The organism is Pseudomonas sp. B20(2017) (assembly GCF_002113125.1).
In the GTDB taxonomy this organism is placed as follows: domain Bacteria; phylum Pseudomonadota; class Gammaproteobacteria; order Pseudomonadales; family Pseudomonadaceae; genus Aquipseudomonas.
In genome coordinates this window covers 103,689-117,880 of the sequence record NZ_NEJP01000016.1, presented here as the reverse complement: position 1 = coordinate 117,880, position 14,192 = coordinate 103,689, and the positions used below count along the sequence as shown (strand labels likewise).

12 protein-coding genes are annotated in these 14,192 nt (G+C 60.5%); 9 read left to right on the top strand and 3 right to left on the bottom strand.

Features of this window, described 5'->3' with window-relative positions:
• The first annotated feature begins 61 nt into the window (after positions 1–61).
• The 5 genes from CAF63_RS22300 to CAF63_RS22280 all read left to right on the top strand — a co-directional run bounded on the left by CAF63_RS22300 (position 62) and on the right by CAF63_RS22280 (position 5,304).
• A complete protein-coding gene (locus CAF63_RS22300; protein ID WP_018926703.1) occupies positions 62–1,366 on the top strand; it encodes a homoserine dehydrogenase in 1,305 nt (434 codons plus the stop codon).
• 66 nt (positions 1,367–1,432) lie between these two features.
• The gene (thrC, locus tag CAF63_RS22295) at positions 1,433–2,842 is read left to right on the top strand and encodes a threonine synthase (RefSeq protein WP_085688884.1); all 1,410 of its coding nucleotides are present in this window, start codon (positions 1,433–1,435) and stop codon (positions 2,840–2,842) included.
• Positions 2,843–2,961: 119 nt separating this feature from the next.
• Positions 2,962–4,332: a transporter substrate-binding domain-containing protein gene (locus CAF63_RS22290; RefSeq protein ID WP_085688881.1), complete on the top strand. Its 1,371-nt coding sequence runs from the start codon at positions 2,962–2,964 to the stop codon at positions 4,330–4,332.
• Between the two features lie 118 nt (positions 4,333–4,450).
• Entirely contained in the window at positions 4,451–4,858 is a 408-nt protein-coding gene (locus CAF63_RS22285; RefSeq protein ID WP_085688878.1) for a response regulator, read from the top strand.
• Between the two features lie 164 nt (positions 4,859–5,022).
• Positions 5,023–5,304, top strand: coding sequence for a DUF3509 domain-containing protein (locus CAF63_RS22280; protein ID WP_007954641.1), 282 nt, complete (start codon positions 5,023–5,025; stop codon positions 5,302–5,304).
• A 174-nt stretch (positions 5,305–5,478) separates the two neighbouring features.
• Here CAF63_RS22280 and CAF63_RS22275 read toward each other — a convergent pair whose 3' ends face one another.
• Both CAF63_RS22275 and CAF63_RS22270 read right to left on the bottom strand, forming a co-directional pair.
• Positions 5,479–6,372, bottom strand: a complete 894-nt coding sequence (locus CAF63_RS22275; protein ID WP_256574541.1) for a TIGR02285 family protein — start codon at positions 6,370–6,372, stop codon at positions 5,479–5,481.
• Between the two features lie 13 nt (positions 6,373–6,385).
• Positions 6,386–7,585 carry a CaiB/BaiF CoA-transferase family protein gene (locus CAF63_RS22270; protein ID WP_085688875.1) on the bottom strand — a complete coding sequence of 400 codons (1,200 nt, stop codon included), beginning with the start codon at positions 7,583–7,585 and terminating at the stop codon, positions 6,386–6,388.
• Between the two features lie 146 nt (positions 7,586–7,731).
• Here CAF63_RS22270 and CAF63_RS22265 point away from each other — a divergent pair, with 146 nt between their 5' ends.
• The 4 genes from CAF63_RS22265 (at position 7,732) to CAF63_RS22250 (ending at position 12,038) form a co-directional block, all read left to right on the top strand.
• On the top strand, positions 7,732–8,274 hold the full coding sequence (locus CAF63_RS22265) for a YaeQ family protein (RefSeq protein ID WP_085688872.1): 543 nt from the start codon (positions 7,732–7,734) through the stop codon (positions 8,272–8,274).
• A 54-nt stretch (positions 8,275–8,328) separates the two neighbouring features.
• Positions 8,329–10,038, top strand: a complete 1,710-nt coding sequence (gene recJ, locus CAF63_RS22260; RefSeq protein WP_085688869.1) for a single-stranded-DNA-specific exonuclease RecJ — start codon at positions 8,329–8,331, stop codon at positions 10,036–10,038.
• A gap of 268 nt (positions 10,039–10,306) precedes the next feature.
• Complete coding sequence (locus tag CAF63_RS22255) at positions 10,307–11,413, top strand: NADH:flavin oxidoreductase/NADH oxidase (RefSeq protein ID WP_085688865.1); 1,107 nt, start codon at positions 10,307–10,309, stop codon at positions 11,411–11,413.
• A 91-nt stretch (positions 11,414–11,504) separates the two neighbouring features.
• Positions 11,505–12,038: a GNAT family N-acetyltransferase gene (locus tag CAF63_RS22250; RefSeq protein WP_085688862.1), complete on the top strand. Its 534-nt coding sequence runs from the start codon at positions 11,505–11,507 to the stop codon at positions 12,036–12,038.
• Between the two features lie 159 nt (positions 12,039–12,197).
• Here CAF63_RS22250 and CAF63_RS22245 read toward each other — a convergent pair whose 3' ends face one another.
• Entirely contained in the window at positions 12,198–13,826 is a 1,629-nt protein-coding gene (locus CAF63_RS22245) for a glucan biosynthesis protein D (RefSeq protein WP_085688859.1), read from the bottom strand.
• Between the last annotated feature and the right edge of the window lie 366 nt (positions 13,827–14,192).

The window sequence follows — 14,192 nt, the reverse complement described above, 5'->3', positions numbered from 1 at the left end:
CGCGAACCTGCGGTTGTTTTCACGGCCGGCCTCGTGTCGGCCGTTTTATGGGGAGTTCACAGTGAAACCGGTCAAAGTAGGCATCTGTGGGTTAGGGACCGTCGGTGGCGGAACCTTCAACGTACTTCAGCGCAACGCCGAGGAAATTGCTCGTCGTGCCGGGCGTGGAATCGAAGTGGCACAAATTGCCATGCGCACGCCAAAGCCTCAGTTCCAGACGACCGGTATTGCGATTACCAACGATGTCTTCGAAGTGGCCACGAACCCTGAGATCGACATCGTCATAGAGCTGATGGGCGGCTATACCGTTGCCCGCGAGCTGGTACTCAAGGCCATCGAGAATGGCAAGCATGTGGTCACCGCGAACAAGGCTCTGATTGCCGTTCACGGTAATGAAATTTTCGCCAAGGCACGCGAGAAAGGCGTGATCGTGGCATTCGAAGCGGCGGTAGCCGGCGGCATTCCGGTGATCAAGGCGATCCGTGAAGGGCTGTCCGCCAACCGTATCAACTGGGTCGCCGGGATCATCAACGGCACCGGCAACTTCATCCTCACCGAAATGCGCGAGAAGGGTCGCACCTTCGAAGACGTGCTGGCCGAGGCGCAAGCGCTGGGTTACGCCGAAGCCGATCCGACCTTCGACGTCGAAGGCATCGACGCCGCGCACAAGCTGACGATCCTGGCGTCGATCGCATTCGGTATTCCGCTGCAGTTCGACAAGGCTTACACCGAGGGCATCACCAAGCTGACCACCGCCGACGTGAACTACGCCGAAGCGCTGGGCTACCGCATCAAGCACCTGGGCGTGGCACGCAGCACCGCCGCCGGTATCGAGTTGCGCGTACACCCGACGCTGATCCCGGCCGATCGTCTGATCGCCAACGTCAACGGCGTGATGAACGCGGTGATGGTCAACGGTGACGCTGCCGGTTCGACCCTGTTCTACGGCGCCGGTGCCGGCATGGAGCCGACCGCTTCGTCGGTGATCGCGGATCTGGTGGATGTGGTTCGCGCCATGACCTCCGATCCGGAAAACCGCGTGCCGCACCTGGCCTTCCAGCCGGACTCGCTGTCGGCCCACCCGATCCTGCCGATCGAAGCCTGCGAAAGCGCCTACTACCTGCGCATCCAGGCCAAGGACCATCCGGGCGTACTCGCTCAGGTGGCGAGCATCCTTTCGGAGCGCGGCATCAACATCGAGTCGATCATGCAGAAGGAAGTCGAGGAACACGACGGCCTGGTGCCGATGATCCTGCTGACCCATCGCGTGCTGGAACAGCACATCAACGATGCGATCGCCGCCCTCGAAGCGCTGGCGGGCGTGGTCGGTCCGGTTGTGCGGATCCGCGTCGAGCACTTGAACTAAGCCGATCTCCTCCACCGGTCCCGCCAGCGGGGCCGGTGTCGTGAACACTGTCCATTGGAGTCAGTCATGCGTTACATCAGTACCCGCGGCCAGGCACCGGCCCTGAATTTCGAAGACGTCCTGCTGGCCGGTCTCGCGACCGACGGCGGTCTGTACGTCCCGGAAAACCTGCCACGTTTCACCCAGGAAGAAATCGCTTCCTGGGCCGGCCTGCCGTATCACGAGCTGGCCTTCCGCGTCATGCGCCCGTTCGTCACCGGCAGCATTCCGGACGCCGATTTCAAAAAGATTCTTGAAGAAACCTACGGTGTGTTCGCCCACAACGCCGTTGCGCCGCTGCGTCAGCTGAACGGCAACGAGTGGGTGCTGGAGCTGTTCCACGGCCCGACCCTGGCGTTCAAGGACTTCGCCCTGCAACTGCTCGGTCGTTTGCTCGACTACGTGCTGGAAAAGCGCGGCGAGCGCGTTGTCATCGTCGGCGCCACCTCCGGTGACACCGGCTCGGCCGCCATTGAAGGCTGCAAGCACTGCGAAAACGTCGACATCTTCATCCTGCACCCGCACAACCGTGTGTCCGAAGTGCAGCGTCGGCAGATGACCACCATCCTCGGTGAGAACATCCACAACATCGCGATCGAAGGCAACTTCGATGACTGCCAGGAAATGGTCAAGGCCAGCTTCGCCGACCAGAGCTTCCTCAAGGGCACCCGCCTGGTGGCAGTGAACTCGATCAACTGGGCGCGGATCATGGCTCAGATCGTTTACTACTTCCACGCGGCCCTGCAACTGGGCGGCCCGGCGCGTTCGGTGTCGTTCTCGGTGCCGACCGGCAACTTCGGCGATATCTTCGCCGGCTACCTGGCGCGCAACATGGGCCTGCCGATCAACCAGTTGGTCGTCGCCACCAACCGCAACGACATCCTGCACCGCTTCATGAGCGGCAACCAGTACGTCAAGGAAACCCTGCACGCCACGCTGTCGCCGTCGATGGACATCATGGTCTCGTCGAACTTCGAACGTCTGCTGTTCGACCTGCACGGTCGCAACGGCGCGGCGATTGCCGGGCTAATGGATTCGTTCAAGCAGGGCGGTGGTTTCAGCGTTGAACAGGAACGCTGGACCGAGGCCCGCAAACTGTTCGACTCGCTGGCTGTGGACGATGCGCAAACCTGCGAAACCATCGCCGAAGTCTACGAGCAGACCGGTGAAGTGCTGGACCCACACACCGCCATCGGCGTGAAAGCCGCTCGCGAGTGCCGTCGCAGCCTGGATATCCCGATGGTGATTCTGGGCACGGCGCATCCGGTCAAGTTCCCGGACGCGGTGGAGAAAGCTGGTGTAGGAAAAGCTCTCGAACTACCTGCACATCTTTCTGATTTGTTTGAGAGAGAAGAGCGCTGCACTGTGCTGGCGAACGAGCTCAAAGCCGTGCAAGCCTTTGTCAGCCAGCATGGCAACCGCGGTAAGCCTCTTTAAGCCCGCAAAGCTGTCACATTTTGAAGCCCGTCTCCTGACGGGCTTTCTTGTTTTTGCATGCCACACTGCGCGCGTTTCGCCCACCAAGGACGGGCGAGTCGATGACGAAGGATGTGGCAATGCGGTTTTTTTCAGGATTGAAACCAGCGCTGTGCTGGTTGTTTTTATTGGGATGTTTCGGGTTGTCGCAGTGGATCGAAGCAGCCCATCTGACGAAGCATTCCGATGCGCTGGAGGCGGTTCAGCCCATCGAGCTGAATGAGCATGAGCGTCAGTGGATTCGAGATAACCCACGGGTGACCGTCGCCTCGGTGCAGTACCCGTTGTATCTGTTTCAGGACGAGCATGGCCAGTGGACCGGCTTGAACAACGATGTACTCAAGCACATCAGCGCCATGACCGGATTGCAGTTCGTCCATCAGGAATCGTTTTCCACCGACCACATGCTTGAACGGCTCCAGAGTGGCGTGGCCGACATCAGCACGACGTTGGCAATGAACGACGAGCGCAAGGCGTTTCTGGAGTTCAGTCACGCGTTTGGCGGTGCCGGGTGGGTGTTCGTCGGTCATTCGGGCGAGCCGGCAATACAGTCGCTCGAAATGCTGGCCAAACGGGTACTGGTGCTGCCGGCCAGGCACGCGCTGGAGGACAGCATTCGACGCGACTACCCGTCGATCGAGATCCGTTCGGTCAAGACCTATGCCGAGGCTCGGGCGCTGGTCGAAAGTGGCGAGGCTTACGCCACCATCGAAAACGAGATCGGCGCGCAGCTGTTTCCCTCCGGCCTGCTCAGGGTCGGTGGTCTCGTCGAGGGCAAGTGGGAGGCCGACCATCTGGCGGTACGCAAGGGGCTGCCCGAGCTTGTGAGCATCCTCAACAAAGCCTTGGGCGCTTTCTCGGCGGCCGAACTGCGTGCCATGCGCCTGAAGTGGCTGGACGGAGTCTCACCTGCGCCGGCACCGTCGTTCCGCGCTCGGCTGATCGAGTGGGGATGCTGGGGGATGGGTGCACTCGGGGTGTTAGGCCTGCTTTCGCTGCTATGGAGTCGTCGACTCGCTACCGAAATAAAACAGCGCAGGGAGGCTGAAAAGGGCCTGGGTGATCAACTGGCCTTTCAACACGCATTGATCGATGCGATGCCTGACCCTGTGTTCGTTCGCGATCTGCAGGGCCGGTTGATCATGTGCAACCGCAGTTATGAAGATGCGCTGTCGGTCCGACTGGAGCAGGTGCAGGGCCGGATGCTGTTCGAATTCGATGCACTGCCACAGGCCACGGCATTGATGCTGCATGACGAATTCATGGCGCAGCTGGGGACGCGTAAAACACGCTTCAGCAAGCGGCAACTGATGTTCAAGAGCGGCCCCCGTCAGATCTATCAATGGACGGTTCCGTTTTACAGTGTCGATGGAAAACTGCGCGGCCTGCTCGGGGGCTGGACGGACATCACCGAGCGGCGGAAGGAGAGCGGGTGTCGATGTCTGCATTAAAGATGGGAAAAGTCCTATAAAACGCGGCTACTTTTCTGATGGGAGGCTTAGGACGAACACCCTAGAGTGACAAGCCACTGCGGCGTGAATCCGCGATTGTCGCTCCAGAGGTCGTCCCATGCGCTCGCTCAAGATTCTGATTCTCGAACCCAACCCGTTCCAGCTGATGGCGTTGCATCAGATGCTGAATGCCATCGGTATCTACGATGTGCTGACCGCGCCGTCGCTGGGCTCGGCAAAACGATCACTGGAACGTCGTGGTGCCGTTGATATCACCCTGTGCAATCCACAGTTGCAGAACGGAGACGGACTGGCGCTGATCCGGCATCTGGCCGACCGGCAGGGCGCGCGGGCGATGATTCTGCTGGGGGCCGCGGCACCGAGCCTGCTGAAAGAATTGGAGACCTTGCTGGGCGCGCACCGGATCACCTTGCTGGGCCGCCTTCACACGCCGGTCTCGGCGGTGTTGATGAGGGCGTTGCTGGACACCTACATGAGCATCCCCCGGCATTCCGTCGACGCTTGAGCCCCATGGTTATTTTTCTGTCATCTTCACCATGCATGCTCCGATAGGCCGGTGACGCTCCGGGAGAGGCCGGCGACGAGCAGAACTTTCCTCTCGGGCCGGTGGTCATTTACTGTGAACACGCCCCAGACACTGTGTTTTCGGACTATTGAGTGGAGATCGAGATGGAAAGTATCAGTCTATTGCTCGGTGAGGCTCTGAGCCCGTATCAGGTGACGTTGACCCCTCGCGGTCGCCACGGCGAATGCCTGGTGACCTTGAAGAACGGCAGCGGCGCGATCGTGGTGGAGCGCGAATTCAATCAGGCGCAATTGAGCGACAAGCGCCAGCTGACGGATGTGGTCGACGGCCTGCACCGCGACATCCTGATTGCCGAAGGCCGGCTGGAACCCTGTGTGATCGCCGCGTTGCGAAACGCAGCCCTCGACAAGCACCCGTCCCTCTGAAACTGATTTTTCAATTGTGGGAACCTTCCTGCATCCGGATCAGTCAGACCCCGTAACAGCAGGATCAAGCATTGTGCTCCGGTGCTTGTCGCTTGCTGCTACGGGTCTTTGATACAGACCACGTTTAACCCCGAGTCGTCTCCCCACTTCTCGGGGTTTCTTTTTACCCGGATTTTATTGCGCGGCTTGTTGCTGGAAAAAAATCCTCGCCTGTTCCAGGTAATCCTGGCGCCGCTCGGGGTCGAGCCAGTCGGCGTAGAGCTGGTTGAGGTGTTCGTGGGGCAGGGTGCGCAACAGCTGATTGATTTCCGTGATCGCCTGTCGACCCGCCGTTGTGTCAGTGCAGCCAACATGGCCCGACAGGTACTTGCCCGTGCCGCGAATCGGGAAAAACAGCAGTTCGTCCTCGGCGATCTCGGCCTGGCGCGCTTGGTAACGGATTTCCGGCCAGTAACCCAGCACCACCTGCAAACGCCCCAGACGCTGCATCGACAGCAGGCTGCTGAGCGCATCGTTGCCGTAGTGGGGCGTCAGCGCGCCGGTTGGTGCCTGATGCAGCAATGTATCGATGTACTCGCCATAACTGCGTTCCGCCACCACTCCGACTTTTCGCTCGCCGTTGGCCAGAAACGCCGACAGATCGACTTCGTCCTCGACCAGAAACGGCTCCAGCACTTCGCGATCTCTCTGACGCACCACCAGACCATTGCTGACCGCGCGAAACGCAGGGATGGAGAACGCGATCCACTGTGCCCGTTCCTTGTTCCAGATCAGCGACGGATCGCAGGCGAAGGGATGTTCATGAAGCATTTGAATGCCGCGGGCGCGATTGACCCGCATCAAGGTGTGGTCGTATTGCGGCATGCCGGCAATCAGCATCGGCATTAAATGATCGATAACGCCCTGGCCCTTTTTCGGGCCTTCGAAGATCGTCAGCGGCGGCAGGTCGCGCAACAGCCAGATCAACGTCGGTTTGGCCTGCGCCCACGCCGGCAGCACCAGCAGAAATAGCAGGCCGAACAACCGCCATGTCCACCAATGGTGGGCGCGGTTCGAGGCCGAGGGCATCAGGCGCTTCAGCTCAGATGGCTCCGTCTTCGCGCAGCCGGGCGATCTGCTTCTCGTCGTAGCCAAGATCGTGGAGTACCTGCGCATTGTGTTCACCGAGCTGCGGTCCGACCCATTCGGACGTGCCGGGTGTCTCAGAGAGTTTCGGCACGATGCCCGGCATCTTGAAGGGTTTGCCGTCCGGCAGTTTGGCGTGCAGGAACATTTCCCGGGCCAGGTACTGTGGATCGTTGAACATGTCTTCGGCGCTGAAGATGCGGCTGGCTGGCACTTCGGCCTGATTCAGCAGGTCCAGCACGGTTTGCAGCGGCAGCGAATTGACCCAGCGGTCGATCACGCCGTACAACTCGTCACGGCGGGTGTCGCGCCCGTCGTTGCTGGCCAGCGCCGGGTCATTGGCCAGATCTTCACGGCCAATGATCAGCATGAAGCGCTTGAAGATCGCATCGCCGTTGGCGCCGATCTGCACGTGTTTGCCGTCGGCGCTGGTGTGGATCGAGGAGGGCGTGATGCCCGGCATGATGTTGCCGGTGCGCTCACGAATGAAACCGAATACATCGAACTCCGGCACCATGCTTTCCATCATGGCGAAGATTGCTTCGTACAACGCCACATCAACCACCTGGCCGAGGCCGCCGTTGACCTCGCGATGACGCAGGGCCATCAACGCGCCGATCACGCCCCACAACGCGGCAATCGAGTCGCCGATGGAAATCCCGGTACGCACTGGTGGGCGGTCTTCGAAACCGGTGATGTAGCGCAATCCGCCCATGGATTCGCCGACTGCGCCGAACCCAGGCTGATCCTTCATCGGGCCGGTCTGGCCGAAGCCGGACAGGCGCACCATCACCAGTTTGGGGTTCAGTGCGTGCAGGGTTTCCCAGCTCAGGCCGAGTTTTTCCAGAACACCGGGGCGGAAGTTCTCGATCAGGATGTCGGCTTCACCCAGCAGCTTTTTCAGGATTGCCAGGCCGTCGGGGTGTTTCAGGTTCAGCGTAAGGGACTTTTTGTTGCGTGCCTGGACGAACCACCACAGCGAGGTGCCTTCGTACAACTTGCGCCACTTGCGCAACGGATCACCGCCGTCCGGCGACTCGATCTTGATCACTTCGGCGCCGAACTCGCCGCAGATGCGCGAGGCAAACGGCCCGGCAATCAAAGTACCCAATTCAATGACTTTCAGACCGCTGAGCGGTTTGTTGGCGAACGGCATGCGAGATCCTGTAGGACAAGGCTGAGCAGATACAGCGTTTTAACATAGCCGGCTGTCAGTCGCGCAAGGTTGATCGCCATCAATTCGTGGATTGCCTACAGCATCGGTTAGACTTGCCGACTTTCCTCGTATCAAGAAGCCCGTTCATGGCCCAGCCGTCCACTACCTACAAATTCGAACTGAACCTCACCGATCTCGACCGCAGCGTCTACGAGAACGTGAAGCAGACCATCGCCCGTCACCCTTCGGAAACCGAAGAGCGCATGACCGTGCGCCTGTTGGCCTACGCGCTCTGGTACAACGAGCAGCTGTCGTTCGGTCGTGGTCTGTCGGACGTGGATGAACCTGCGTTGTGGGAAAAGAGCCTGGATGATCGCGTCCTGCACTGGATCGAAGTCGGCCAGCCAGATGCGGATCGCCTGACCTGGTGCTCCCGTCGTACCGAACGCACCAGCCTGCTGGCCTATGGCAGCCTGCGCGTCTGGGAAGGCAAGGTGATCCCGGCGATCAAGAACCTGAAGAATGTCAACATTGCCGCTGTTCCGCAGGACGTGCTGGAAACCCTGGCCCAGGACATGCCTCGTGTCATCAAGTGGGACGTGATGATCAGTGAAGGCACGATCTTCGTCACTGACGATCGCGGTCAGCACGAAGTCCAGCTCACCTGGCTGCAAGGCGAGCGCGGTTAAGTCCGCGCTACTCCCGAAAAATCCCACGTATTCAAGAGAAGCTTCTGTCACCCCATGCGTATCGATCCTCGCCCGTTGCCCGCCACTCTGCCGTTTCTCGGTGAACTGCCACCGCTGCTGACCCGCCTGTACGCGGCGCGGGGCGTACAGTCCGAGGCGGAGCTGGACAAGAGCCTGGCGCGGCTGATTCCGTTCCAGCAGCTCAAAGGGATCGATGCGGCGGTGGACCTTCTGGTGACGGCGCTGGAGCAGCGTCAGCGGATCCTGATCGTCGGCGACTTCGACGCCGACGGCGCGACGGCCAGCACTGTGGGCGTGCTCGGCCTGCGCCTGCTGGGCGCGGCGCATGTCGATTACCTGGTGCCGAACCGCTTCGAATACGGCTACGGCCTGACCCCGGAAATCGTTGAAGTCGCGATGACCCGCGAGCCGCAACTGTTGATCACCGTCGACAACGGTATTTCCAGCGTCGAAGGCGTTGCAGCAGCGAAGCGTCATGGCCTGAAGGTCTTGATCACCGACCACCACTTGCCCGGCGATGAGTTGCCGCAAGCCGATGCACTGGTCAATCCGAACCAGCCCGGCTGCGAGTTCCCGAGCAAGGCGCTGGCCGGGGTCGGGGTGATTTTCTATGTACTGATGGCCTTGCGCGCGCGCCTGCGCAGCCTCGGGTGGTACGAGAACAAACCACAGCCGAACATCGGTGAACTGCTGGATCTGGTGGCGCTGGGCAGCGTTGCCGACGTGGTGCCGCTGGATGCCAACAACCGGATTCTGGTGCACCAGGGCCTGGAACGGATTCGCGCCGGGCGTGCGCGGCCGGGGATCAAGGCGATCCTTGAAGTGGCGAAGCGCGAGGCCTCGCGCATCACGTCGACCGACCTCGGTTTCATCGTCGGCCCGCGCCTGAACGCGGCGGGGCGTCTGGATGACATGAGTCTCGGAATCGAGTGCCTGTTGACCCAGAATGCAGAGCTGGCCCGCGAAATGGCTGCGCAACTGGACGGCATGAACCAGGATCGCAAATCCATCGAGCAGGGCATGCAGCGTGAAGCGCTGGCCCAGCTCAAGGACTTGCCGGTCGAGTCGATGCCATTCGGGTTGTGCCTGTTCGATCCCGAATGGCACCAGGGTGTCATCGGTATTCTGGCGTCGCGGATGAAGGAGCGGTATTTCCGCCCGACCATCGCCTTCGCCGATGCCGGTGACGGTTTGCTCAAGGGCTCGGGGCGTTCGGTTCAGGGCTTTCATATCCGTGATGCGTTGAGCGTGGTCGCGGCGCAGCATCCGGAGCTGATCAGCAAGTACGGCGGCCACGCGATGGCGGCCGGTCTGACCTTGCCGCAGGAGAATTTTCCGTTGTTCGCCGAGGCATTCGACGCCGAAGTGCGTAGGCAGCTTCGCGAAGAAGATCTGACCGGGCGACTGCTGTCGGACGGCACCTTGGCTGTTGAAGAGTTTCATCTGGAACTGGCCCGCGCCCTGCGTCATGCCGGGCCATGGGGCCAGCATTTCCCGGAACCGCTGTTTCACGGCGTGTTCCAGTTGGTCGAGCAGCGGGTGGTTGGCGAGCGGCACCTGAAAGTGGTTCTGAAGACCGAGTGTGGTTCGGTGAAACTCGACGGCATCGCCTTCGGCATTGATCGCGACATCTGGCCGAACCCGACGATCAAATGGGTCGAACTGGCGTACAAGCTCGATCTGAACGAGTTTCGCGGCAATGAAACCGTGCAGTTGATGATTGCCCACATCGAACCGCGCTGAGCCCATCGCGAGCAGGCTCGCTCCCACTAGGACAACACCGTACCTGTGGGAGCGAGCCTGCTCGCGAAGGGGGACGTTCACACACTGAATCACTCTGAACCCTGCCTCATCCCCAGTTGTCGACTAGGCTCTAAGCACTGCTTGATTGGCCTTGTGACGTCTTGTCGAATTTTTTGCCCGCGGGGGCGGGTGCTGTACCTTTTTCCTGTCACTCGTCGACTTTTCAAACAGAACCCTGGAGCCTGCCCACTGATTTGAGAGGTGCCCCATGAGTCTGCTGCTTGAACCCTTTACCCTTCGCCAACTGACCCTCCCTAACCGCATCGCCGTATCGCCCATGTGCCAGTATTCCAGCGTCGATGGCCTGGCCAACGACTGGCACCTGGTGCATCTCGGCAGCCGGGCAGTGGGGGGCGCGGGCCTGGTATTTACCGAAGCCACGGCGATCACGGCCGACGGGCGGATCACCGCCGAAGACCTGGGCCTGTGGAACGATGAACAGATTGCACCGCTGCAACGCATCACCCGATTCATCAATGCGCAGGGCGCCGTGGCCGGCATTCAACTGGCCCACGCCGGGCGCAAGGCCAGCACCCATCGGCCGTGGATCGGCAAGCATGGCAGCGTCAAACCGGAGGATGGTGGCTGGACGCCGGTCGGGCCGTCGCCGATTGCCTTTGATCCGCAACACACCCAACCCAAACAACTCGATGAGAGCCAGATCGCCCAGGTCATTCAGGACTTCGTGGCCGCCGCCAAACGTGCGTTGGCAGCCGGTTTCAGCGTGGTTGAGGTGCATGCGGCGCACGGTTATCTGCTGCACCAGTTTCTGTCGCCGTTGAGCAATCAGCGCCGCGACCAGTACGGCGGTTCATTCGATAACCGCATTCGACTGGTGCTGCAAGTGACCGAGGCAGTGCGCGCGGTGTGGCCGGAAGAACTGCCGGTGTTTGTGCGCCTGTCGGCTACCGATTGGGTCGAAGATGGCTGGAACCCCGATGAAACCGTGGAGCTGGCGCGACGCCTGAAAGCCTTGGGGGCTGACCTGATCGATGTGTCATCGGGCGGTACGGCGGCCAACGCTGAAATTCCTGTGGGACCCGGCTATCAGACGCGCTTCGCCGAGCGGGTACGCAAGGAGTCAGGCATCGCCACCGGCACCGTGGGAATGATTACCGAGCCTGCCCAAGCGGAGCACATCCTGAGAACCTGCCAGGCCGATATCATCTTCCTCGCCCGTGAGCTGCTGCGTGACCCGTACTGGCCACTGCATGCCGACGACGATCTGGGCGGACGCAAAGCGGTGTGGCCGGCGCAGTATCAACGGGCGACCCATCGGGATCAGCCGATTCACGAGTCTGATTTGCGGGATTGATTCCGGCCTGCCGCAAAGCCTATAAAACCCGCCATTGAACTGGCGGGTTTTTTCTTGCCTGTCGTTTGGAATTGCAAAGGAATGGACCGCAATGTTGATCGAACGAGCGCTGACTGAATCGGACTTGCCACTGCTGGCGCAGATCGACCGGAGTGAGTTGGTCGAGGAGTGCTATCGCTTAGAGAACGGTGAGCTGATTCTGTATCCGGCGCGTTTCGACATGCGCGGCTGGCCCGAAGGGGAGGCGGAGGAGAATGCGCGGGTATTAGAAAAATGCTGGCGCAGCGGAGGGTGGCTACACGGACTTTTCGATGGCGAAACACTGGTGGCTGCGGTGGTTGTGGATAACCGGGTTATTCACAATCAGGGCCTGAACATGCGGCAGTTGAAGTTTCTGCACATCAGCCGTGCCTGGCGCGGGCAGGGGCTTGGCGGGCGATTGTTTGCCCTGGCCTGCGAGCATGGTCGGGAGGTCGGTGCTGAGGCGTTGTACGTGTCGGCGACCGAGTCGCGCAATACCGTGGAGTTCTATCAGCGTCAGGGATGCCGTTTGGTTGATCACCCGGATCCTGAGTTGTTTGATCAAGAGCCCAAAGACATTCATCTTTATTGCCCATTGACCTGACGCAGTACCTTCAATTTCCGATGTTGAATATTCTGACGCTTTCGCGAGCAAGCCCGCTCCCACCCTGGCTCCGTGTCGGTCACAAACTGTGTGATCGAACCAGATCCAATGTGGGAGCGGGCTTGCTCGCGAAGAGGCCCGCGCAGGCGCCTCAAAACATCAAGGGTATTTGCGCTTGTCCGGCGCCGGCGGGAAGTACTGGTACAACCAGGTCTCGCTCAGCGTGCGGTCGTTGGTGCGGATGAACAGACGCAGTTCTACCGGATCCACGCTGTCATTGGTCGGGTACCAGTCGAACAGAATCCGGTAACCCTTGATGTCATCCAGCACCAGCACGCTGAAATCCTGCACCTTGCCGTTGGAGCAAGTCACCACCGGTTCGATCCCGGTGCCCTGCGGCAGGCGATCCAGACCGCCACCGGTGAAGTCCACGGCAAAACGACGGGCCCAGACCGGCGGGTAGTGCTCGCCCGGTGCCCAGCCTTCGACGAATCCACCCATGCCGGAACGGGTGGCATGCACTCGCGCCAGTGGCGTGCCGACCGGCGGCAGGGCGCTCCAGTAGAGCTTGTAGCCGTAGTTCAGCGAATCGCCGGCGGCTACCGGTTTCTTCGGCGTCCAGAACGCAACGATGTTGTCCAGGGTTTCGCCGGTTGTAGGAATTTCCAGCAGATCGATAGAGCCTTCGCCCCACGCGGTTGTAGGTGCTACCCACAGGCTCGGGCGCTTGCTGTACCAGTCGACGGTGTCCTGATAGTTGGCGAATTCGTGGTCGGTCTGCACCAGACCGAAACCTTTCGGATCGGTGTCGGCGAAGGCGTTGAATTGCAGGGTCGCCGGGTTGTTCAGCGGGCGGCAGATCCACTCGCCGTTGCCGCGCCACATGGCCAGACGATCCGAGTCATGGATCTGCGGGTGGATGGTGTCGCACATCCGGCGCTCGTGGGTGCCGCAGCTGAACATGCTGGTCATCGGCGCGATGCCCAGTTGTTCGATGGCGGTGCGGGCGTTGACGTGGGCATCGACTTCCATCACCACGCGCTCGGCCTGGCAGTCGATGTCGAAGCGATAGGCGCCGGTCGCACTCGGCGAGTCGAGCAGGGCGTAGACCACAAAGCGGGTCGCGTTCTGATCCGGAGTCTCGAACCAGAACTTGGTGAAGTCGGGAAATTCTTCGCGCTTCTTGGCGTAGGTGTCGACGGCCAGGCCACGGGCGGAAAGGCCATATTGGCCAGTGGCATCCACCGCGCGGAAGTAGCTGGCGCCGAGGAACGACACCACGTCATGGCGATCCAGTTCCGGTGCTTTGAACAGCTTGAAGCCGGCAAAACCCAGGTCGCCCTTGAGCTGCTGGGTGTCGACTGAGGTGTTTTCATAGTTGAACAGCTGAGGGCGGAAATGCACCTCGCGGGCCGTGCGGGTCTTCGGATCGACGCTGTACATGCGCACCGGCTGACGGAAACCCATGCCGACGTGGAAGAACTGCACGTCGAGCTGACCCTTGTTCTCTTTCCACAGCGAATGCTCGCCGTCGTAGCGGATCGCGTTGAAGTTCTGCGGAGTCATGGTCGCCAGGGTCGGCGGCAGCACCTGTTTGGTGTCCTGATACGCGCTGCCGGCCAGTTGCTTGGCCTGGTGCTTCAGCGTTTCGAAGTCGAAGGCCTGGGCTTCACCGTCGGCGGCACCGCCAGAGGCGGCCCAGGCGCGTGCGGCGAGCAGGCCGGAGGCGGAAAGGCCGGTGTAAGCCGCAATGGCCATGGACGCTTTGAGCAAATTCCTGCGGTGCATAGATACAACCTGTCGTGGACAATCCCGCGCCCTTCCTGGCACGTACTGGATCAGAAATTACGGTTCGGACAAGCCTTCGGCCAAACGCTACGGACTAGTAACAGATGCGCGCTAGCTTAATCCGTTCGCTGATTTTGCAAAATTCATTGATAGCACGGCGACAGCGTCTCAATGAAACAAGACGTTACGGTTACTTATCCCACAGCCTTTTCTGATTTATAGGGCATATCTGCTTTTTTCGACTAATTACTCTAAAAACAGCTTTTCAGCGCCGATTTAATTTCTATTCTATGGGCATCGCCGGTCACGACCCCTCCGACCGGCAGGGCTCAAATCGCTGCTTAAAGGAGCAGGGCGATGCGGTTT